Annotated in this window: 20 protein-coding genes and 1 riboswitch; of the genes, 10 read left to right on the forward strand and 10 right to left on the reverse strand. The window is 41.2% G+C overall.

Going from position 1 to position 21,335, the window contains the following annotated elements; all coding sequences use genetic code 11:
• Window position 1 precedes the first annotated feature (1 nt).
• The 6 genes from COD92_RS15570 to COD92_RS15585 all read left to right on the forward strand — a co-directional run bounded on the left by COD92_RS15570 (window position 2) and on the right by COD92_RS15585 (window position 4,786).
• A complete protein-coding gene (locus tag COD92_RS15570) occupies window positions 2-1,255 on the forward strand; it encodes a S8 family peptidase (protein ID WP_098529070.1) in 1,254 nt (417 codons plus the stop codon).
• Between the two features lie 147 nt (window positions 1,256-1,402).
• Window positions 1,403-2,635 carry a helix-turn-helix domain-containing protein gene (locus tag COD92_RS15575; protein ID WP_176550444.1) on the forward strand — a complete coding sequence of 411 codons (1,233 nt, stop codon included), beginning with the start codon at window positions 1,403-1,405 and terminating at the stop codon, window positions 2,633-2,635.
• Window positions 2,632-2,778 (forward strand): hypothetical protein, encoded by a 147-nt coding sequence (locus tag COD92_RS32025; RefSeq protein ID WP_176541135.1) that lies wholly within the window; start codon window positions 2,632-2,634, stop codon window positions 2,776-2,778. The genes COD92_RS15575 and COD92_RS32025 overlap by 4 nt, the downstream gene beginning before the upstream one ends.
• Window positions 2,779-2,930: 152 nt before the next feature.
• Complete coding sequence (locus tag COD92_RS15580; protein ID WP_098529073.1) at window positions 2,931-4,106, forward strand: trans-sulfuration enzyme family protein; 1,176 nt, start codon at window positions 2,931-2,933, stop codon at window positions 4,104-4,106.
• Between the two features lie 28 nt (window positions 4,107-4,134).
• Window positions 4,135-4,308: a hypothetical protein gene (locus COD92_RS32030; protein ID WP_176541136.1), complete on the forward strand. Its 174-nt coding sequence runs from the start codon at window positions 4,135-4,137 to the stop codon at window positions 4,306-4,308.
• A gap of 79 nt (window positions 4,309-4,387) precedes the next feature.
• Window positions 4,388-4,786, forward strand: coding sequence for a cytosolic protein (locus tag COD92_RS15585; protein ID WP_098529074.1), 399 nt, complete (start codon window positions 4,388-4,390; stop codon window positions 4,784-4,786).
• 43 nt (window positions 4,787-4,829) lie between these two features.
• Here the strand turns inward: COD92_RS15585 and COD92_RS15590 are convergent, their stop codons facing one another.
• On the reverse strand, window positions 4,830-6,347 hold the full coding sequence (locus tag COD92_RS15590) for an MDR family MFS transporter (protein WP_098529076.1): 1,518 nt from the start codon (window positions 6,345-6,347) through the stop codon (window positions 4,830-4,832).
• A 189-nt stretch (window positions 6,348-6,536) separates the two neighbouring features.
• Here COD92_RS15590 and COD92_RS15595 point away from each other — a divergent pair, with 189 nt between their 5' ends.
• Entirely contained in the window at window positions 6,537-7,403 is an 867-nt protein-coding gene (locus COD92_RS15595; RefSeq protein WP_098529078.1) for an aldose epimerase family protein, read from the forward strand.
• Between the two features lie 52 nt (window positions 7,404-7,455).
• Here COD92_RS15595 and COD92_RS15600 read toward each other — a convergent pair whose 3' ends face one another.
• Together COD92_RS15600 and COD92_RS15605 are read right to left on the reverse strand one after the other, a co-directional pair.
• Window positions 7,456-7,839, reverse strand: coding sequence for a VOC family protein (locus COD92_RS15600; protein WP_098529080.1), 384 nt, complete (start codon window positions 7,837-7,839; stop codon window positions 7,456-7,458).
• 20 nt (window positions 7,840-7,859) lie between these two features.
• Window positions 7,860-8,423, reverse strand: coding sequence for an FAD-dependent oxidoreductase (locus COD92_RS15605; protein ID WP_098529082.1), 564 nt, complete (start codon window positions 8,421-8,423; stop codon window positions 7,860-7,862).
• Between the two features lie 508 nt (window positions 8,424-8,931).
• On the opposite strand from COD92_RS15605, the gene pxpB reads away from it, so the two are divergent.
• Genes pxpB through COD92_RS15620 form a run of 3 tightly spaced genes read left to right on the forward strand, consistent with a single transcriptional unit; the run spans window position 8,932 to window position 11,365 of the window.
• On the forward strand, window positions 8,932-9,660 hold the full coding sequence (gene pxpB, locus COD92_RS15610; RefSeq protein ID WP_098529084.1) for a 5-oxoprolinase subunit PxpB: 729 nt from the start codon (window positions 8,932-8,934) through the stop codon (window positions 9,658-9,660).
• The gene (locus tag COD92_RS15615) at window positions 9,657-10,424 is read left to right on the forward strand and encodes a 5-oxoprolinase subunit PxpA (protein ID WP_098529086.1); all 768 of its coding nucleotides are present in this window, start codon (window positions 9,657-9,659) and stop codon (window positions 10,422-10,424) included. Before pxpB ends, COD92_RS15615 begins: the two co-directional genes overlap by 4 nt.
• Entirely contained in the window at window positions 10,421-11,365 is a 945-nt protein-coding gene (locus tag COD92_RS15620) for a 5-oxoprolinase subunit C family protein (RefSeq protein WP_098529088.1), read from the forward strand. Before COD92_RS15615 ends, COD92_RS15620 begins: the two co-directional genes overlap by 4 nt.
• Here the strand turns inward: COD92_RS15620 and COD92_RS15625 are convergent.
• The 7 genes from COD92_RS15625 to COD92_RS15655 all read right to left on the reverse strand — a co-directional run bounded on the left by COD92_RS15625 (window position 11,311) and on the right by COD92_RS15655 (window position 21,073).
• Window positions 11,311-11,553, reverse strand: coding sequence for a hypothetical protein (locus tag COD92_RS15625; protein WP_098529090.1), 243 nt, complete (start codon window positions 11,551-11,553; stop codon window positions 11,311-11,313). The genes COD92_RS15620 and COD92_RS15625 overlap by 55 nt on opposite strands.
• A 66-nt stretch (window positions 11,554-11,619) precedes the next feature.
• Entirely contained in the window at window positions 11,620-12,831 is a 1,212-nt protein-coding gene (locus COD92_RS15630; RefSeq protein ID WP_098529092.1) for an MFS transporter, read from the reverse strand.
• A gap of 15 nt (window positions 12,832-12,846) precedes the next feature.
• Window positions 12,847-13,260: a MarR family winged helix-turn-helix transcriptional regulator gene (locus tag COD92_RS15635; RefSeq protein ID WP_098529094.1), complete on the reverse strand. Its 414-nt coding sequence runs from the start codon at window positions 13,258-13,260 to the stop codon at window positions 12,847-12,849.
• A gap of 224 nt (window positions 13,261-13,484) precedes the next feature.
• Complete coding sequence (gene metH / locus COD92_RS15640; protein ID WP_098529096.1) at window positions 13,485-16,934, reverse strand: methionine synthase; 3,450 nt, start codon at window positions 16,932-16,934, stop codon at window positions 13,485-13,487.
• Window positions 16,912-18,771: a bifunctional homocysteine S-methyltransferase/methylenetetrahydrofolate reductase gene (locus tag COD92_RS15645; RefSeq protein WP_098529098.1), complete on the reverse strand. Its 1,860-nt coding sequence runs from the start codon at window positions 18,769-18,771 to the stop codon at window positions 16,912-16,914. The genes metH and COD92_RS15645 overlap by 23 nt, the downstream gene beginning before the upstream one ends.
• Entirely contained in the window at window positions 18,768-19,961 is a 1,194-nt protein-coding gene (metC, locus tag COD92_RS15650; RefSeq protein ID WP_098529100.1) for a cystathionine beta-lyase, read from the reverse strand. Before metC ends, COD92_RS15645 begins: the two co-directional genes overlap by 4 nt.
• Window positions 19,961-21,073, reverse strand: a complete 1,113-nt coding sequence (locus tag COD92_RS15655; RefSeq protein ID WP_098529102.1) for a methionine biosynthesis PLP-dependent protein — start codon at window positions 21,071-21,073, stop codon at window positions 19,961-19,963. The genes metC and COD92_RS15655 overlap by 1 nt, the downstream gene beginning before the upstream one ends.
• A gap of 131 nt (window positions 21,074-21,204) precedes the next feature.
• Window positions 21,205-21,318, reverse strand: a riboswitch (SAM riboswitch).
• Window positions 21,319-21,335: the final 17 nt, after the last annotated feature.

Here is a 21,335-nt window from a genome sequence, read left to right on the forward strand (position 1 = left end):
GATGAGAAAAAAGAAAACCATAGGTGCAACAATTATGAGTGTGGTAATGGGGGTCTCCTTGTTTGCAACAGGGGCATTTGGTCAGCAGGTGAATTCCAACGAAACATACCGTGTCCTTATTAAAGGTCCCGCTTCTGAAAAGGCGAAGGCAAAAGCAAGCTACGGTGTCCGGTGGGAATTCGCAGCTAATGGTTTTACAACCACGGTCAATGCTCAAGCATACCAAGCACTCCTCCATAACAAAAATTTAACGATTGAAAAAGTCCCTGAGGTTCAATTAGCTGTTATAAATGAAGCAGCAGCAAAGCAGGGTGGAACTTTAGTGACTGCTCCTAGTGACCGAACCCCATGGGGAATACAGGCCATCTATAATGATTCAGCTATTGCCAGTACTTCCGGGGGCAGCGGCATTGTCGTAGCTGTGCTTGATACAGGGGTGAATCGGAACCATCCTGATTTATCTAACAATGTGGCACAATGTCAGGACTTTTCGCAAATGAAGGTGTCCTGGGTAGATGGAAGCTGTTCAGATGGAAATGGCCACGGTACTCATGTTTCGGGGACAGTCTTAGCGAATGGCGGAAACGGTACGGGAATTTATGGTGTCGCACCAGAAGCAAAATTGTGGTCGTATAAAGTATTAAATGATCGTGGCAGCGGCTATTCTGATGACATCGCAGCTGCGATTCGGAAGGTAGCCGATCAAGCAGCCGGTAAAAAGGTGATTATTTCGATGTCACTTGGTTCAAGCACAAAGGATTCGCTCATCTCTGACGCTGTGGACTATGCTTATGGAAAAGGTGTCCTGATTGTGGCAGCAGCTGGTAATGATGGTTCTGCCGATAACACCATTGGCTACCCGGGTGCATTACCGAATGTCGTGGCTGTAGCTGCACTGGAAAATGTCCAGCAAAATGGGACCTACCGGGTAGCTGACTTCTCATCGAGAGGAAATTCAGCCACAGATGGTGACTATATTATCCAGGAACGAGACGTTGAGGTTTCGGCACCAGGCAGAGCGATCGAATCTACCTGGAAGGATGGAGGATATAACACGATTAGTGGTACATCCATGGCAACACCGCATGTCTCCGGTCTTGCTGCAAAAATTTGGGCTGCCAATTCGTCATGGACCAATGCACAGATACGGGCAGAACTGCAGAATAGAGCAAAATCGTATGATATTAAGGGCGGTATAAGTTCTGCAACAGGTGATGATAATGCATCAGGTTTTGGTTTCCCTAGAGTAAAGTAATCATGATTAGGCCATCCGGAAAAAGGCCTTCCGGGTGGCTTTTTAATTTTTGAAAATTCGACATGTTGAAAATAATACCAAAATTGCTGTTAGGAAATTTCCTAATATAGTAAAATGATAATAAAAGAAAGGCAAGCTGGTGGCATGATGGAATTCGGAGCCCTGATTAAATACTATCGAACCCAACGAGGAATGACCCAAACGGAGCTTGCAAAAGGAATATGCTCCGTTCCGCATTTAAGTAAAATTGAAAACAATTCAAAAGAAGCCAACGAAGAAACGATCGCCCTTTTACTTGAACGGCTCAGCATTAGCCTTGAAGAAATGGAAGAGAAAGAAGAAGAAATCAAACACCTTATTAGAGATGTAAATAATAAAATAAATTTCTACCTTAAAGAAGAAGTAGATGAAATCTATCAAAAATTAAAAAATAGGGAGCACCTCACCCCATTCTCTAAACATATTTATATTTGGGAGTTAACGAAATATCGCTATCTTCTCTTTAAAAGAAAAATTGGGGAAGCTGAGTCACAAAGGGACTTATTATTTAAGCAAAAGAAAAAATTTTCCCAACATGAAAGCTATTTATTTCGCTATTATAATGCGATATTCTTAATTTTAAAAGGACAGTTTAAAAACGCCGATGATATCCTTGATACATTGTACATAGAGAATGATCATGATACAACAAGCGGCGAATTCCTTTATCATCGAGCACTTGTAAAAAGCTCTCGTGAACAGTCGGGACATGCCATTCATTTTGGGAAGATGGCACTGCAGATTTTTATGAACCAGCACAACTTTTTGCGTATTTTGCATACGTTAATGCTCTTAGGCATAAGTTACACTCACTCGAAAATTTACGAGGAAGCAGAAGGGTGTTTTCAGCATTTAATTCGAAATGCAGAATTGTTAAAGGAAGAAGAAATGCTGCCGCAGATTTATCATAACATGGGCTTTTTACAAAATAAAATGAACAATGACAGGGAAGCACTGATCTATTATGAAAAAAGTTTGGCATTACAGACTAACGTAAACCAGCACTATTTAGTTACGCTCTATTCCATTGGAGAAATTTATTTCTCCCTTCAATTCACAGAAAAAGCAAAAAAATGCTTACAGGAAGTCTTTTCACTATCGAAAGAGTTAGGAAATAAGAGATATCGCCTCTTGGCAGAATTTTATTTATTTCATATGGCTTCACCGCAAAAAGCGTTTAAATACTTAGAAACAAAGGTCATTCCTTATTTTGAGGAAATAAGTGAACAGAACGATTACCTTACCCGTTTTTATAAAATGTTAGCTGATTATTTCAATGAAAATGGGATGGTTCACAAAGCAGTCAGCTATCTAAATAAAATTACAGGAGGAATAGTATGAAAAAAATGGCTGTCCTATTACTTTCAGTTTCATTCCTTGTTCTTTTCGCATCCAATAACGCTGTAAAAAGCGAATCTGTGTCCAATACTCATAACTATGCTTACGTAGGGCCACAAGGTCCTCCTATTTTGCCTCCAGTATGATGATAATATAAAAAAATCCCTGACCTCTGAAGTGAACCCCTTAAGTTGGCCTAAAAAATCCAACTTAAGGGGTTTTTTTATTTCACTGGAATGAATGACAATGAAAGGAAGAAAATAAGCGAAAAGTTACTTTTAGAGGAGTCCATTTTTCAATGATACGTGTAACAGAGTTTGAGCAAGATAAACAAATTTGTATGCATTATGAAGATGACCATGATCGATTTCACGGGGCGGTTGTTCCGCCGATATTTCAAAACACATTATTTACTTATCCAACATTGGGTGAGCTGGTGAATGCTGTTCAGTCAGAAAAACATCATTATGTGTATGGAAGAGGAACCAATCCTACGGTTGAAATTGTTGAAAAGAAATTAGCAGCGTTGGAACGCGGGGAAGAATGCAAGACATTTTCATCAGGAATGGCGGCAATCAGCGCAGCCATTATGAATAGTATTCAGAGTGGAGACCATATCATTTGCGTCAGTAATTTATATTACTCGACGATGGAACTTCTAAAATATTTAGGAAAGTTTAATATAAGTCATTCGGTTGTATATTCTACTAATACCGAGGAGATTTCACAGGCGATCCAATCCAACACCAAAGTCATCTTTCTCGAAAGCCCAACGGATATGACCTTCCGATTAATCGATCTTGCGGAGGTCAGTAAGCTGGCAAAGGTAAACGGAATTCGTACCATTATCGATAATACTTGGGCAACTCCATTATTTCAAAAACCACTAACATTCGGAATCGATATAGTGGTCCATTCAGCCTCTAAATATCTTGGCGGCCATAGTGATGTTCTGGGCGGGGCTTTAATTACAAGTAAAAAAATTATGAACACATTATTTAATAAAGAATACTTGCTAATGGGCGGGGCTTTGCCCCCATCTGAAGCATCGTTTTTGCTGAGAGGATTAAGAACATTACCGTTACGTATGGTGAACCATCAGGAAAATGCTGTAAAAGTGGCAGAGTATTTGGAGACTCATCCCAGAGTTGCCAAGGTTCATTTTCCCGCTCTTGAATCCCATCCCGATTATGAGTTGGGTCAAAAACAGTTATCTGGCTATAGTGGATTAATGAGTTTGGAACTAGCAATAGCCAATTACCGCCAAGTGGAAAAAGTCATTAACAAAATGAAGGCATTTAAGGTAGGGGTTTCCTGGGGTTCGTTCGAAAGCCTTGTATTATCTCCAAACATTAGCAGCAATGAAGGGCAGCTGCTTAAGGAACACATAAGTCCGGGAACGATCCGTCTGGCAGTCGGGCTTGAGGATGTGAATGTTTTAATTCGTGATTTAGAGCAGTCACTTAATGATTAAAGTCCAAATAGGAAGCAGGTGATGTTAAATGAATGATCAAGAACAGCATCGACTCTTTGAGGATGAAAAATGGGAAAAAGAGACGATGAAAAAGCTTTATGGTGTAGAACCAGAAATGACTCTGCAAACAGCAAGGTTCGCAACAACGGAAAATCCGCTTCTAACGGAATATTACCAAGATCGATGTAATGATGAACAATAAGCCTGAATGAAATGAATCCGATATTGGGTATCCTAATATCATGTGTTTGTACTTTAAGTAGAGGCTAAGGAGGATTTTCATGGAATCATTTGTTGTTGGGTTTCACCAGGAAGATAATGTAGACAGCATGCAAATACAGAAAATAAATCAAGAGGAATTTAACAAAGCAACCGAGGGCGGGACAAGGCATTTATTTGAAGTTGATACGAATATAGGCCTTTTTGTCTTTTTTGACGCTGCTGACATTGATGGAAATCTTTCTTACATGGTCTTACAATATGAAGACGACAATGAAGACCCAGTCGGCTGTTATTCCTTTCAATTGAAGGACTTCTATGAATTTATGGCGCTTTTCTTAAATGACCTTGAATTCAACGAGGAAACAGAAGAGGAAGAAGAACAAGAATATGGCCCGATTCATCATCTAGCCCATTTACTGTTTCATATTGTCGAAGCAGGCAAAGATCTTAAAGTTTAAAAAACAAAGGCACTGACCGGTTCGAGGTCAGTGCTTTGTTTTTTCAACCTTTTGCTGGCTTCTTGCTTACTTCTACGCGGGCGTTCCCCATAAATATAATCGTAATCGCAGCAAGAGCGATTGGAATCAATGTTAGTATAAAGGTGTGTGTGATGGAATAAGACATAGCTTGAACAATTTTATCTAAGATAAACTCCGGGATTTTTGCCCGTTCACTTGCTTGGAAAATTTGCCGGGGGTCACCCATTTGAAATTGCTGTCCGCCCCCGCCTTGCATACCTTTAAAGGCTTCCTTTAATTTATCAGTAAACAGATTACCTTGCAGGGTACCAAAAATGGTTACCCCAAGTGTCATCCCAAAGGAACGTAAAAAGGAATTAGTTGAATTAGCCGTTCCCCGGTATTGCGGCTCCAAATTGTGCATCGAGGCAGTGGGCAGCAAGGAGAAGGAAAAGCCGACCCCAAAACCAACCAAAATCATATAAATCGTTAGTAAATAACGGGCGGTGTCAACCGTCATCGTTCCAAGTAAATACATCCCGGCCACATAGGAAATAATCGATAATATCATCAAATTACGGAAAGACGTTTTTGTTAAAAAGATCCCTCCAATTGAACTTCCTGCCACCGACCCTAACATCATCGGTGTTAAAATTAATCCGGCATTCTTCGCTGTTCCCCCGTAAACGGCTTGAACAAAAATCGGAATAAACACAGTTAAGATGATAAATGTTCCGCCGTATAAGAAGGAAAGGATCTGCGAGGTGGCAAACAAACGCCGTCTAAACAGCCAAAGTGGTAAAATAGGTTCTGCTGCCTTGAATTCGGCAATGAAGAAGGCCACAAAAAAGATAAAAAAGCTTGCAAATAAACTGATGATTTGCACAGAATCCCAATCATATTCCTTACCGCCTAATTCGAGAGCAAACATTAGACTCACGACCGAAATCACAAGTGTAATCGCACCGAGATAGTCAATTTTTTGTTTAGAATGCTGTAAGGATTCATGATAGTAACGAACAATTAAAATAATCGAAACAATACCAATTGGAACGTTTACATAAAAGACCCAATGCCAGCTAATGTAATCAGTTATATAAGCACCAAGTAATGGTCCTAGAACACTAGAGGCACCAAAAACGGCTCCGAGCAGACCGGTCATTTTTCCACGGTTTTCCGGCGGGAAAATGTCAAATACAATCGTAAAAGCAATCGGCATAAGTGCGCCGCCGCCAATTCCTTGGATGGCCCGGTAAATACTTAACTGGACGATTGATTGGGCTATTCCACAAAGAGCAGACCCAATTAGAAAGACGATTAACCCAAAAAGAAAGAAACGTTTCCGTCCGTACATATCGGATAGCTTTCCGAAAATCGGCATCCCCGCCATGACGGCGACCATATAGGCAGAAGTGACCCAAACAAATTTGTCAAAGCCGCCGAGGTCTGAGACGATGGTTCCCATGGCGGTGGCGACAATCGTATTATCCATGGCCGCCATCAAAATCGCGAGCAAGAGCCCTGTCACAACGAGCTTTAAATTAGTACCTTGTTTAATCATATCAATCTCCTTTTATTTTTCCGAAATGTAAATAGCGGGATAACCCGAGTGCTCCTTATCGTTTTTTAGTTTTTTTTGATGTTTAAATACCTACTGGTAGGCTAAAATTAATTTTATTAATTGGGTTATAGAATTGTCAATTTAATTGTTAAGGGTACAGCATGTTAAAAGAAGGGATGAACATAAAACATGTATCAGCTTAAGGTTAGCAAAGAAAAGGAATTATCTGTTTATGAACTATATAATGAAACGTTAGGCAGCTGGCTAAGGGTTGCTCCAGACCGCGGCGGAATTATTACTAGTTTTGGCGTAGAAAACGACGAGATTTTATTTTTAAATAAAGAGACTCTTTATGATCCTAAGAAAAATATTCGGGGCGGCATACCGATACTTTTCCCCATATCAGGACAGCTGGAAAATGGGGAGTATGAATGGAACGATAAGGTTTACAAAATGAAAAATCACGGCGTAGCCAGGAATCATTCTTGGGAAGTAATCGATACAGATTTAAATGAAACAAAGGCCACGGTTACTATACGCTTAGTAAGCAATGAAGAAACAATGAGAGAATACCCATTTCAATTTGAAGTTATTTTTAGCTACACCATTACTAAAAATGAACTATTGATTGATCAAGTTTATCGGAATATTTCAGACGAGTCCATGCCGATCTATGCAGGTTTTCACCCATATTTTAAAACATCTAGTAAAGATTTGACCTATCAAACAGATGCGAAAACCTATTTAGATTATAATACTATGGAGGTAAATTCTTTTAACGATTCCTTGGATTTAACGAATAAAAAGGAATCCTTAGTATTAATGGATAGTATGAAAAAGCAAATTTCATTTGAACTTCCTGAACTAAAGAAAAAAGTTACCATGAGATATGGAGATGAATTTAAGTATATTGTGTTGTGGACAGAGGCAGAACAAGAATTTATTTGTGTAGAACCATGGATGGCCATGACCGATGAACTCAATAGGAAAGAAGAATTAGTCATGGTTGAACCAGGTAATTCACTACATACATCATTAGTCATATCGGTCCAATAGTGAATACATGATATATTTAAAAAACCTCCTGAAAAAAGGAGGTTTTTGACTACTATCTTAGAAAGAATTCAACTTTTTCCCCGTCAGGACCATTCACAAAGAAATTACGATACCCGTTCGGAAGGGTAACGACTTCTTCACTAATAAATGAAACGTCCAATCCCTTTAAACGGTTAAATTCCTCTTCAATATTATCTACTAAGAAAGCAATGTGGTTGACTTTCCCTTCCTCTGGAAGATCTGGATTGCCACCATATACTAATTCCAATTCCGTTTCATCAGAACCATTGAAGCCAAGGAAGGCTAAGGTTAAAGCTCCATTATTAATGGTAAACTGATCCTTAAGGTCCATACCAACAATCTCTTGATAAAATGTCAGTGATGCATCTAAGTCTTTAACAAATACGCCAACGTGGTCCATCTTTTTAACAGCCATTTTCATTGCTCCTATGCTAATTAAGATTTTAAAACATCATGGTCAACATAACGCTCACCATTGATTTCACTAATCACATTAATCGCAACTTTAGCACCGTCGCCAGCTGTAATGATGGTATGTACACTCACACCAGCAACCGTTCCAGCTGCCCAAATGCCGTCAATATTGGTTTTACCAGCTGCATCCACATCAAGGACAATTTTGATTCTTGGTTCAGTTCCTGGCTTTGTCTTAAGGCCAATCGTTTCAGCAAGTGTTACCAATGCTCCGGTTGCCACAATCACATGTTTTGCTTCATATTCATTTTGGTCCGTTACTACTTTAAAACTATCCTCGGTCTTTTTAACATCGGTAACAGTCGCTTCTACTAATTCAGCGCCGAATTTCGTTGCTTGCTTTTTACCGATATCAATCAAATCTGGTCCAGTGATTTCGGAAACACCATAATGGTTCTCGATCCAAGCACGTTTAGTCATGCTTTTGTCATTGTCGACAACTAAAGTTTTTTTACCAGCTTTAGCTGTAAACAAAGCAGCACTAGCACCTGCAGCACCTGCTCCAATAATAACTACATCAAACATCAAAATCCCTCCAATATTTAGTAATATTTCTAGCTTAGCGTAATTAAAAATGATTGTAAAATGAAGTGCTTACATTTTAGGGGGCTGGTGTACATAACAAGTTATGCTTTCTCTAAGGGGAAATTTTAAATCATTTAATACCCCCTTTAAATCGCTTTCAAAATCGTAATATATAGAAATCAAGGATAGGGGGCGGACAATATGTCGTTAATATCTAAGATTCATTACAAATGGCATATAATGAGGAAAAACTATCATCAACTGTTATTGGATAGTTGTCTAGATTATAATTTGAAAAATAAAATAACAAAAAAGATTACCTATCATGATGAAAAGATAAAACAGTTAAATTCGTTCTGAAATATTGTATTTAGAAGCCTTCTGGTAACAGAAAGGCTTTTTCGTATGAAGTGGGATTGCTTTGATGATTGCACTTTTGAGAAATTCCTTTAATAATTGTATTGTACATATCTTCTAAAAAACAAATGATGAGAAATAGGGGATTACTATGATCGAGATAAAATCACTTGGAGATTTAGCCATCCAAGTATCTTTTGGGAATCAAATTAATGAGGAGATACAAAGGGAAATCCAGCGATTTATTGCAGGTCTTAAAAAAGCAAAAATAAAGGGGATCATCGAGTGGGTGCATGCCTATTGTACGGTTGTTATTTACTATCAGCCAGAGATCATTAGCTATCACGTTTTAGAAAAAATCCTCAAAAGTAATTATTCTACTGCTGACAAAGTTGAGCGGGAAAAGGGGATCGTTTATGAAATACCTGTTTATTATGGCGGGAAAACCGGTCCTGACTTACCATTTGTGGCCAGTTTTCATCAGCTAAGCGAGGAAAAGGTGATAAGCCTGCATACAAGTAAGGAGTACCTGATTTATATGATGGGATTTGTCCCGGGGTTTCCTTATTTGGGTGGGCTTCCACCAAGTCTCGCGGTTCCAAGACTTGAACATCCACGGCCAAGTGTGGAGGCAGGTGCGGTCGGAATTGGTGGGAATCAAACAGGCATTTATCCCGCTGAGGTTCCGTCCGGCTGGCGCATTATAGGAATTACACCCGTTACTCTTTTTGACGTAAATCGTCCGTCACCGTTTCTCTTTTCGGCAGGAAACTATATCAAATTCCATTCGATCGATTTACAAGAGTATGAAAGAATCCAGCAATTAATTGCTAATAAAACATATGAGCTAAAAACATATAAAAAGGGAGAAGAAATATGACAGTGATTGATTTGAATTGTGATTTAGGGGAAAGTTTTGGCGCCTATAAGATTGGAAACGATGAAGAGGTTTTAAAACACATTTCTTCTGCGAATATTGCCTGCGGTTATCATGGCGGGGACCACAATGTTATGTTTGAGACCGTTAGACTTGCAAAAAAATACGGTGTGCAAATAGGGGCTCATCCTGGCTTTCCAGACATAGCCGGTTTCGGGAGGAGAGAAATGAAGCTGACCCCTCGAGAGATTTATCATCTTATGGTCTATCAAATAGGCGCATTAGAAGCTGTATGTAAAGTTAATAGAACTAACCTCGTTCATGTAAAGCCGCACGGTGCTTTATATAATATGGCGGCCAAGAATCGAGATATGGCCGATTCCATCGCTCAAGCTGTTTTCGATGTGAATCCTGAACTTGTATTATTCGCACTTGCCGGGAGCGAATTAGCAAAAGAAGGGCAAGAGAAGGGGCTAGTTGTCGCCGGGGAAGTGTTTGCCGACCGCACCTACCAGCCAGATGGGACATTAACCTCCCGCCTGGAGCCGAATGCAATGATTCATGATTCTGAGCTTGCTATTACTCGGGTCATTCGCATGAATAAGGAAGGAAAGGTTGAGGCTGTTGATGGGACAGATATATCGATTCGAGCGGATACGATTTGTGTACATGGAGATGACCCGCAGGCGTTAGAATTTGTATCTAAATTAAAGCAGGCTTTTCAACAGGAAAACATCCAGATTAGAAAAAGCTGGCAAAGTGAATGAAGGCTATTTTAAAAGTATTGAAACCTGGGCTGCAAACAACGGTTCAGGATTTAGGCAGATATGGATATCAACAATATGGAATCAGCCCATCTGGGTCAATGGATTCCTATTTTATGCAAGTGTCAAATATCCTCGTTGGAAATCCTAAGGGCGAGGCTGTACTCGAGACAGCTTTAATAGGTCCTGAAGTGGAGGCATTAAGTGATATTGTGATCGCCATTTGCGGCGGTGATTTTACGCCTAAAGTGGATGGGATGGAAGTTTCGATGTGGAAAAGCTTTCTCTTACGGAAAGGTCAGGTTCTGACAGTCGGTCACTGTAGACTAGGAGCCCGAACCTATATAGCCATTGGAGGAGGCATTGATGTTCCTTTTGTGTTAGGCAGTAAGTCCACCTTTTTAAATGGAAAGTTTGGCGGCTTTGAGGGACGGGCATTGCAGAAGGGGGATGTACTAGTTGGCAAGCCTTTAATAAGGAAGCCATATAAAATGCTTCATCCAGAATTAGTTCCCCAATATGCAAAAGAAATGACAATTCGGGTGGTTATAGGACCTCATGAAGATCGATTTACGGAGGAGAGTATTCACCGGTTTTTCTCGGAGGAATTTGTTGTGACGCATCAAGCCAATCGGATGGGCTATCAGCTAAAAGGCCCGAAACTCGAACACATCGGCGGTCCAGATATCATTTCCGACCCCATCCCGCTAGGCGGAATCCAAGTCCCCGCAAGCGGCCAGCCCATTATCCTCCTCGCCGACCGGCAAACCACAGGCGGCTATACAAGAATCGGCACTGTCATCTCTGAAGACATTCCAAAGGTAGCTCAAGCGGTGCCTGACACCATTCTTCACTTTTCCATGGTGTCAGTAGAGGAAGCACAACGACTTTATCTAAAAAGACAGAAATTATTAAAACATTTGCAGCTGTGGGCGGCAAAATAAAAAGAACCATCATTTCCTTCACGGGATTGATGGTTCTTGTGTTTAAACTGATATAAATGGTCTTTTTTCGTTTTGGTTGCCCTTGTTCTCATATCCGTGAAAACAAACGGACTTCTCTTCGCTTCGGGATTCATTTTCCCTTCGCGGGCTAGTTTTTCTCTAAGCTTCTTGGCTTTTGATTTAGCCATAAACATCACTCCTCTGATTTGTTTCATTCCATTATATAACAAATCAAGGAGGTTTGTTTAATAAACTTAAATTTCCTGTGCTTTTGCTTGATGCTGGGCAGCTGCCTTTGCCGTAGCACTTTTCTTCGTATGAAGGAAGTAAAATAGAACTAATCCAATTAAGATATAAAAGGAACAGAAGAAATATAGAGTGCCATAATCGACTTTGGCTGCAATGATTCCAACGACAAAGGAACCTAACGCGATGCCGGTATCATAGATAGATAAAAACGTTGCAGTGGCCACTCCTCTTTTGCGAGGTTCTGCATCTTGAATCGCAATCGTTTGAAACGTTGGAAAAAGGGTTCCCCAGCCTAAACCAATTAAACCAGCTGATAAAAGGAAGGTAACTGCTCCATTACTTTGGCTCAAAATAAACATGCCAACCGCAAAAAGAGCGATACATGGGAAACTAATCACATTAGGTCCATATTGATCAAGCCATTTTCCGGTAAACGGTCTTGAGGCTAATAAGAGAATCGCATAAACAACAAAGAACATGCTGGCGATGCTTTCTAAGTGAATTTCACTTGCATAAATCGATACAAAGGATAATAGAGCTGAATAAACAATTGCCATAAAGCCGCCGACAATAGAAATGGGAACGGCAGAAGCCTCAAAAAGGCTGCTGAAAGAAAAAGATGAATGAGCTTTCGGTTGAACTGTTGTTTCTGTTTTGGCTTGTTTTACACTTAGTCCTGTAATTAGCGCACAAATGGAAACAATCACACTGATTATAAACAAGGTCTTGGCGCCCCATTGATGGATGGCCAATAGACCAATAAATGGACCAATAACCATCGCTAAATTGGTCGACATAACGAAATAACCCATTCCTTCTCCACGTCGGGAGACAGGGATAATATCAGCCACAATTGTACCAACCACTGTCGTCGCCATTCCAAAGCCGATTCCATGTAACAAGCGGATGACTAAAAAACCAACCATGGAGCTAGGGAAGAAATATAATAGTGACGCTGCAGCGAAAATAATTAATGCTGCTATCAACACCTTTTTATTACCGGCGCGTTCAAGCCATTGACCGGCAAGCGGGCGGGAAATGATCGCCGAGAGTAAAAAGACTGTCGTCATCAAACCTGCCATAGAAGAACTACTATGTAATTCATCAAGTGCGTATGATGGCAGTGTTACGAGCAAGATATAAAAAGATAAAAACAGAAAAAGATTGCTGAAGGAAATACTAATAAAGTTTTTTGTCCATAATTTAGGTTTGTTCATGTGATGCACCTCTATTTATAAAATTTGCTGTAGCCAGCTTTTTTGGAGTTTTACTAGTTGTTCTCGTGATTCAATAGGGAAGTCCTTCATCAGTTGGTGATTTAACGTATTGACAATGTGTTCCCATTTCGGATATTCCTGGTTGGCAAGGTCTGTAAGCTGGACATACTTTTCTCGTTTATCCTTGCCGGGGACCTGAATGACATATCCTTGCTTGACTAAACGCTGGATTGTCCTTGTCATAGGCGGCGCTTCAACAAAAAGGTAATCACAGAGTTCCTTTTGTGTCAGGGACCCTTTATTTCTGAGAACATAGATAACAGACCACTGGGCACTGTATAATCCTAATGGTTTCAATGCTTCGTTTAGTGAATTAGTGAGATGTCTTGATAGTTGATGTAGTGTATGGAAAAGTTCGTGAGTTAACATGATTCGCTCCATAAATTTTATTAGTTACCTAGGTAACTATATTCCGAAAAGGAGATTCTGTCAAGGGATGTGTGTGAATTTGGGTTGTGGGGATATGTAATAATAGTGGGCGGAATAAATTGAATTTTTGGCGAAAAAAAAACCAACAATCGGTGGAAACCAACACCACCAACCATTCAAATCCCCATAAAAAAATCCGCGGGCATTAACTCCGCGGATTAATCTTACCTATTCACATTAAAATACCTAGCCTCAGGATGCGCAAAAACAATCGCTGATACCGATGCTTCAGGCTCCATCATACAGCCCTCCGTTAATTCAATCCCAATTTCCTCCGGTTGAATTAACTTGAACAGCTTCTTCTGATCCTCTAACTCCGGACATGCCGGGTAACCAAATGAGAAACGCTGCCCTTGATATTTCGCTGTAAATCGATCCTGCATCGTGAAATCAAGCGGATCCGGGAATCCCCAGCGATCACGCATCTGGCGGTGAATCAATTCGGCAAAGCCTTCAGCAGACTCAAGCGCCAATGATTGAAGAGCATGGCTTTCAAGGAATCGTCCCTCTGCCTTTAACTCATCTGCCTTTTGGCGAATCCCTCTTCCAGCTGTTACCGTAAAGAAGCCAACATAATCCATCACACCACTGTCAACAGACTTTAAAAAGTCAGCTAAACAAAGGAATGGTGCTGATTCCTGACGAGGGAAATCAAAGGTTTCAATAATGGTCTTTTGATCTTCTGGATCATAAATATATACCTTATTACCATCCGATTGCGCTGGGAAAAATTGATATGCTGCTGCAGGTGTTATCCAGTTATTTGCACTGGCTTCTGCTAACAATTGATCTACCGTTCCTTTAATTTTTAAGGCTTTTTCATCCTTTTCTGCAAGCAGCTTCGAAAGTTTTCCTTTCAAACCAAGATGATGTCCTATTAACATTTGCATATTAATATACGGCTCAATATGAGAAAGAGAATAGGATCTTAAAATATGCCTTTTCGTGTCCATCGGCGTAAAGACAGGTACTTCTGTTGACACCGCTGGTTTTACTTTTACCGCGACAGCACTAGCCGCTCGGGTAGGTAATTCCCGTGGGATCTCCAATGCTGCCAACTTTTCTGCTTTATCATCAAGCAGCTTTTGATACTCTTCCGGTGACTGCAATTGATTGGCAAGCGATAGACCGTTCATTGCATCCTTTGCATAAAGAACAAGTCCATCATATTCCTTGGCAATCCTTGTATCGGTGAACTTACGAGAAAGGGCAGCACCACCAACAAGAATTGGCACAGAAATTCCGGCTTCTTTCATATCTTGGGCCGTTAACACCATTTGCTGTGCAGATTTTACCAATAGACCTGATAATCCGACCATATCCGGCTTCTCTTCACGAATTGCTTGCACCAAATCCGTTGGAGTAACCTTAATCCCTAAGTCAACGACGTTATAACCGTTATTACTTAGTATGATATCTACGAGGTTTTTACCGATATCGTGTACATCACCTTTAACCGTTGCTAAGATAACTTTCCCCTTAGAGGCAGACACATCGCCTTTTTCCATATGAGGCTCTAGGAAGGAAACAGAGGCTTTCATAACCTCAGCACTTTGCAGAACCTCCGCCACAATTAACTGGTTATCATTAAACAGGCGGCCGACTTCTTTCATGCCATCCATTAATGGACCGTTAATAATATCTAATGGAGCAGGGTAGGAGGCAAGCGCTAGTTCTAAATCAGGAAGCAAACCTTCTTTTGTTCCTTCAATCACATAGTAAGCAAGTCTTTCCTCTAGTGTCATATTAGGAATGGTTGTTTTTGCTTCCTTCTTTTTCCCGCGGTAAAACTCGGTAAATGTAGCTAATGTTTCATCCGTTGTATCAAATAACAAAGCCTCTGCTAATTGCACTTCATCCTTTGAAATCGAAGCAAAGCGCTCAAGCTTTTCCGTATTCACAATCGCATAATCCAAGCCAGCCTGCGTACAATGGTAGAGGAAGACCGAATTCAGTACCTCGCGTCCAACAGGAGGAAGACCGAACGAAACGTTACTAATTCCAAGGATGGTCTGTACTTCCGGCATCGCTTCTTTAATCATCCTAATTCCTTCTACGGTTGCTTTAGCTGAGCCAATATATTGTTCATCACCTGTACCAACAGGGAACACAAGCGGGTCAAAGATAAGGTCCTGAGGATTAAGTCCATACTTATGAACTAATAGGTCATGAGAACGTTTGGCAATCTCCAATTTCCGCTCTGCTGAAACTCCCATTCCCTCTTCATCAATCGTCCCCACCACAACAGCCGCACCATAACGGTGAATTAACGGAACAATCGCTTCAAAGCGCTCCTCACCATCCTCAAGGTTGATCGAATTGATAATGGCTTTCCCTTGAGAATACTTAAGTGCTCTTTCAATGACCTTTTCATCAGTTGAATCAATAACTAGCGGCACTTTCACCTTTTTAACGACTTCTTTAATGAAATTCTCCATATCAGCCATCTCGTCACGGTCGGGGTCGGCAAGGCAGATATCAATAACATGGGCGCCGCCCTTCACCTGAGCGCGGGCAACTTCTGATGCTTCTTCAAATTTACCTTCCGTAATTAATCGTTTGAACTTACGAGAGCCGATAACGTTTGTACGTTCCCCAACCATGATAGGTCTTAAAGTAGGATCATCGTAAATAAATGGATCAATACCGGAAACCATGTGAGTACTTGATGATTGGAACGGACGTGGCTGATATTGTTTCATTGCTTCAGCAATCACCTTGATATGTTCAGGTGTTGTACCACAGCAGCCGCCAACAATATTTAACCAGCCATGTGCAGCAAAATCGGAAAGCTTTTTCGCCAGTATTTCTGGTGTTTCGTGATAGTGACCATCTTCATCAGGCAAGCCGGCATTTGGATAACAGCTGACAGCGGTTGTTGCCAAACCTGCAAGTGAACGAATATGATCCTGCATGAATTCAGGACCGGTCGCACAGTTAAGACCGACAGCGACCGGATTCATATGCTCCACTGAAATAAAGAACGACTCAATCGTTTGTCCAGCCAGGGTTGTCCCCATCGGTTCGATGGTTCCTGAAATAAAGAGCGGCAGGGTTTTACCCGTTTTTGAAAAAGCACTTTGAATCCCGACAAAACCCGCTTTCACATTCAATAAGTCCTGGCTTGTTTCTAGTAAAAGTAAATCAACGCCGCCATCGATTAACCCAATCGCCTGCTCTTCATAAGTAGCAGAGAGGGCATCGAAGGTGGTTCCACCGGTAACACTTAAGGTTTTGGTTGTCGGACCCATGGAGCCTGCTACATAGCGTGGCCACTCATCTGTCGAAACGCTCATCGCTTCCCTGACAGCAAGCATCGCAGCGATTTTATTAATCTCATAAGCTTTAAATCCAAGTTCATATTCGTCTAGTACAAGGCTTGTCGCCCCAAACGTATTAGTCTCAATGATGTCTGCACCGGCCTCTAAGTATTCACGATGAATACGCGAAATGACGGAAGGAGCCGTTAGAACGAGGTGTTCATTACAGCCTTCATACTGCTCACCGCCAAAATCATCTGCTGTAAGATCGGCTTGCTGCAGCATCGTACCCATTGCACCGTCCATGACTAAGATGCGCTTTTTAAGTTGTTCAGAAAATGGTGTTTTCGGCATAGCTGACCCCCCTAATCTCACTGGCTCGCTGGTTTGCATAAGCAGCGAGCTCTGCTGTTAATTCAAACCTTAAGAATGGTGTAATTAAATAAATTCCATTAAATAAATCTAATGCTGTATCAATGAGTGACTTAGTAATCGCAATGCCTTCTCTAGCCGCCTGAAGCGGATTGTCATTCAAGAGAGCCATCCGCTCACGAATGGAATCAGCAATTTTAATTCCAGGCACTTCATTGTGAAGAAACTCTGCGTTTTTACTGCCTGTTAATGGCATTAAGCCAATGTAAATCGGTGTATCAAGATGTTTCGTATTTTCATAGACTTCGATTAATTTTTCCTCAGAAAAGACCGGCTGAGAGATAAAGTAATCAGCACCGAATTGAATCTTTTTCTCCAAACGCTTCACCGCTTTTTCGACAGAGCGGACATTCGGATTAAAGGCACCTGCGACACTAAAAGCTGTTTTTTGTCCTAAGTCTTTACCGGAGTAAGACAAGCCTTCGTTCATCTGTTTAATCATTTGTATTAGTTCAAATGACGACACATCATAAACGGAGGAGGCACCAGGGAAATCTCCTACTCTAGCAGGGTCACCTGTAATGGCTAAGATATCATTCATTCCAAGCGTGTGAAGTCCCATTAAGTGAGATTGAAGCCCGATGATATTGCGGTCACGGCAGGCAAGATGAATCAGCGGCCGCATACCTAACTCACTTTTTAAAAGATAGCCTAAGGATTCATTAGAAATTCGAACTGTTGCCAGCGAATTATCCGCAAGCGTGATGGAATCAATACCAGCTTCTTTAAGCGCCTTAGCCCCTTCGAAAAACTTAGTTGTATCCAGTTTTCGAGGAGGATCTAATTCGACAATAACCGATGGTCGTTCTTTCACGATCTCCTGCAGGGGAGTGTATTCCCTTTTAGGAGCAGTTTCGACAATAATCGGCTTTTGTTTCAATTTTACAACTTTTTCAGTCACAGGGATACTATTCTTTAATTCAGATGCATAGGCGCGAATATGGTCTGGTGTTGTACCGCAGCAGCCGCCAAGCAAGCGGACGCCTTCGTTTCTAAAGCGTTGCGCTGATTTTTGGAAATAATCGGCATCGCCTTCATAATGAAACTTTCCGTCTGTATAGGTTGGAAGACTTGCATTTGGATAGGCAGATAGGAAAGCATGCTTCGGAATCTCAACCTGTTCCAATGCCAATAACATATGGTGCGGGCCTAACCGGCAGTTAAGGCCGACGACATCGGCGCCAAGGCCTTCCAGCCTTTTTAAAGCTTCATTAACAGGTGTTCGATCCTGTAAGAAACCAGGGTCCTGAAGGGAAACTTGAGCAATAATCGGCAGCTTCGTTTCCTTCCGTGCAATCGTTAGAACGGTTTCGAGCTCTTCTAAATCGTAAAAGGTTTCGAATAACAGCCCATCAACACCTTCAAGCAATTGGCAATATAATTGTTCACGGAAGCTTCGTTTTAATTCTTCTATTGTAATCGAACTTGTTTTTATCCCGCGATTGCCGCCAATCGTTCCGAGGACATAAGCATTCGATTGAGCGGCTTTTTTTGCATTTCGGACAGCAGCGCTGTTGATTTCCTTGACCGAGTCTTCTAATCCATACCGCTGCAGCTTTAGGTAGTTTGCTGCATACGTATGGGTTTGAATGACATCTGCTCCGGCGTCAATATAGGCGCGATGGATGTTTTGGATCTGCTCTGCTTGAGATAAATTGAGTTCTTCTGAACATGTATCCACTCCAAATGAATAAAGCAGTGTACCCATGGCACCATCGCCTATTAAAATTTGGTTTTTTAATTTGTCTAAAAAGGTCATGATGATTCTCCTTGATGTAACACTAAATGTTGAGCACGAACCTCCTCAAGGGCCTGAGAAAAATCCTTAATCAAATCATCTGGATTTTCTAGTCCAACCGATAAACGGACAAGGCCATCCGTGATTCCACGCTCCAAGCGGTCCTGTTTAGACATAGCAGCGTGAGACATTTTTGCCGGATAAGAAAGGATGGATTCAACCGCACCTAAACTAACCGCAAAAACAGGGATTTCCACATTCGCAACAAAGGTGCGAAGGGCATCTTCAGTAGCTAATTCAAACGATAACACCGCTCCCGGACCATCTGCTTGTTCTTTCTGAATCTGATATTGCGGATGGCTTTCGAGCCCAGGATAATGAACTTTCTCCACAAGTGGATGTGCATCTAAAAATTCTGCGATTTTAATCGCTGATTTTTGTGATTGTTCCAAACGAACAGACAATGTCTTGATTCCTCGTAAAACAAGCCATGCATCTTGAACACCTAAAATCGCACCAAAACTATTTTGTAAGAATCCTAGTCTTTTAGCTAACTCTTCATCTTTGACAACGGCAAGACCCGCCACCACATCACTGTGACCTGCTAAGAATTTTGTTGCACTATGAAGGACAACATCTGCACCAAGTGCCAACGGCTTTTGATGGTAAGGAGTAAGGAACGTGTTATCAACAAATGTCAACGCATCGATTTCATTAGCGATCTCGCTAATCGCTTTAATATCCGTTACTTTCATCAATGGATTTGATGGTGTTTCCACATAAAATGCCTTTGTATTCGGCTGAATCGCTTCCTTTACTTCCTCTAAATTGGTCATATCAACAAAGGTATGTTCAATCCCAAGTCTCGAAAGAACTTGAGTGACCATTCTGAAGGTACCGCCATACACATCCTCGGTAATCACAATGTGGTCGCCAGAGGATAGAAGAAGGAAGGCAGTTGAAATAGCGGCCATCCCTGATGCAAAAGCAAATCCTTTCACTCCGCCCTCAAGTTCCGCGATCACATCTTCAAGTGCTTCACGAGTCGGATTTAAACTGCGGCCATAATCGTACTTTCCGAACTGATCAAAGTCTGCTTGATGGAAGGTAGAGGCATGCTGAATGGGAACACTAACCGCCCCTGTTACCGGATCAATCTTATGCTTGTTGTGGAGCAGTCTGGTTTCAAAACTATATTCTTCGTGTGCCATTATGCAATTACCCCTTCCTGAACTTTAGCAAAAGCGTTCTGTAAGTCTTCAATAATATCTTGTGAATCTTCAATTCCAACCGAGAAACGTAATAAACGATTGCAAACGCCGGCTTGAATGCGAATCTCTTCTGGGATATCCATATGCGTTTGCGTTGCTGGATAAGTAATGAAGCTTTCCGTTCCACCTAGACTTTCTGCAAAACTGATTAAATTTAAATTCTGTAAAAATGGATTTACCCATGCTTCGTCCTTAATTCTAAAGGAAACCATTCCGCCGCGTCCTGGGTAGAGCACATCTGTTACAGCATCATGCTGTGAAAAGAATTCTACGATGGCCTTTGCATTCTTTTCATGTCGTTCCATTCTTAGTGACAATGTCTTCATTCCGCGCATTAATAACCAAGAATCAAATGGACTTAACACCGCTCCGGCACCGTTATGGTGGAAGGCTAATGCTTCACAAATTTCCTTTCCTTTTGCAACAACAAGTCCAGCAAGAACGTCATTATGACCACCAAGGTATTTCGTAGCACTATGGATGACGATATCCGCCCCAAGGCTGATTGGTTGTTGTAAAAGCGGTGTATAAAACGTATTGTCCACGATTAACAATAATCCATGTTCCTTTGCAATCTTTGAAATCGCAGCAATATCCGATTCCTGCATAAGCGGATTGGTTGGTGTTTCTAGGAAAATCGCCTTTGTTCGTGCTGTGATTTTCTTTTCAACTTCTTCCGGACAACAGGTATTCACATATTGAGTAGTTAAGCCCCATTTTTTATAGCCTTTTTCTAATAGGCGGTAAGTACCGCCATATAAATCTTCACTAACGATCCATTCGTCACCAGATTCAAATAAAGCAAGGATTAGTTGAATGGCAGCCATACCAGAGCTGCAGGCAAATCCTTGATCCGCACCTTCTAAATCAGCGATTGTTTTTTCAAGGAGCTGGCGTGTTGGATTCCCTGTTCGTGTATAGTCAAATCCAGTAGATTGCCCGATTCCCTCATGACGGAAGGCTGTTGAGAAGTAGACAGGCGGATTGACGGTTCCAGTTGTTGTTTCACTGCGGTTGCCGATTTGGGCAAGTTTTGTATCGATTTTGTACATAAGGCACGCTCCTTGTAATAAATGTTTATAATTTTTCGCATTAACGCGATTGAGTGATAAAGCTTTTTAATAAATAAAAAAAGTCTTCTTATAAGAAGAAGACTTTTGAATGCACGACGCACCTGTCATTCTTCTTATCTTGCAAATTAGTAAATTTGCAGGACTTAGCACCTTTTCAATGAGAATAGACATTGAAGGTTGCTGAGGTGTCGCAGGGCCCTTCCCTCAACCTCTCTTGATAAGAAAACAATTATTTAGATTA

This window comes from Bacillus sp. AFS037270 (assembly GCF_002585305.1).

Coding starts and splice junctions, on each gene's coding strand:
- COD92_RS15570 (WP_098529070.1), top strand. CDS start 2: ATGAGAAAAAAGAAAACCATAGGTGCAACAATTATGAGTGTGGTAATG.
- COD92_RS15575 (WP_176550444.1), top strand. CDS start 1,403: ATGGAATTCGGAGCCCTGATTAAATACTATCGAACCCAACGAGGAATG.
- COD92_RS32025 (WP_176541135.1), top strand. CDS start 2,632: ATGAAAAAAATGGCTGTCCTATTACTTTCAGTTTCATTCCTTGTTCTT.
- COD92_RS15580 (WP_098529073.1), top strand. CDS start 2,931: ATGATACGTGTAACAGAGTTTGAGCAAGATAAACAAATTTGTATGCAT.
- COD92_RS32030 (WP_176541136.1), top strand. CDS start 4,135: ATGAATGATCAAGAACAGCATCGACTCTTTGAGGATGAAAAATGGGAA.
- COD92_RS15585 (WP_098529074.1), top strand. CDS start 4,388: ATGGAATCATTTGTTGTTGGGTTTCACCAGGAAGATAATGTAGACAGC.
- COD92_RS15590 (WP_098529076.1), bottom strand. CDS start 6,347: ATGATTAAACAAGGTACTAATTTAAAGCTCGTTGTGACAGGGCTCTTG.
- COD92_RS15595 (WP_098529078.1), top strand. CDS start 6,537: ATGTATCAGCTTAAGGTTAGCAAAGAAAAGGAATTATCTGTTTATGAA.
- COD92_RS15600 (WP_098529080.1), bottom strand. CDS start 7,839: ATGGCTGTTAAAAAGATGGACCACGTTGGCGTATTTGTTAAAGACTTA.
- COD92_RS15605 (WP_098529082.1), bottom strand. CDS start 8,423: ATGTTTGATGTAGTTATTATTGGAGCAGGTGCTGCAGGTGCTAGTGCT.
- pxpB (WP_098529084.1), top strand. CDS start 8,932: ATGATCGAGATAAAATCACTTGGAGATTTAGCCATCCAAGTATCTTTT.
- COD92_RS15615 (WP_098529086.1), top strand. CDS start 9,657: ATGACAGTGATTGATTTGAATTGTGATTTAGGGGAAAGTTTTGGCGCC.
- COD92_RS15620 (WP_098529088.1), top strand. CDS start 10,421: ATGAAGGCTATTTTAAAAGTATTGAAACCTGGGCTGCAAACAACGGTT.
- COD92_RS15625 (WP_098529090.1), bottom strand. CDS start 11,553: ATGGCTAAATCAAAAGCCAAGAAGCTTAGAGAAAAACTAGCCCGCGAA.
- COD92_RS15630 (WP_098529092.1), bottom strand. CDS start 12,831: ATGAACAAACCTAAATTATGGACAAAAAACTTTATTAGTATTTCCTTC.
- COD92_RS15635 (WP_098529094.1), bottom strand. CDS start 13,260: ATGTTAACTCACGAACTTTTCCATACACTACATCAACTATCAAGACAT.
- metH (WP_098529096.1), bottom strand. CDS start 16,934: ATGCCGAAAACACCATTTTCTGAACAACTTAAAAAGCGCATCTTAGTC.
- COD92_RS15645 (WP_098529098.1), bottom strand. CDS start 18,771: ATGACCTTTTTAGACAAATTAAAAAACCAAATTTTAATAGGCGATGGT.
- metC (WP_098529100.1), bottom strand. CDS start 19,961: ATGGCACACGAAGAATATAGTTTTGAAACCAGACTGCTCCACAACAAG.
- COD92_RS15655 (WP_098529102.1), bottom strand. CDS start 21,073: ATGTACAAAATCGATACAAAACTTGCCCAAATCGGCAACCGCAGTGAA.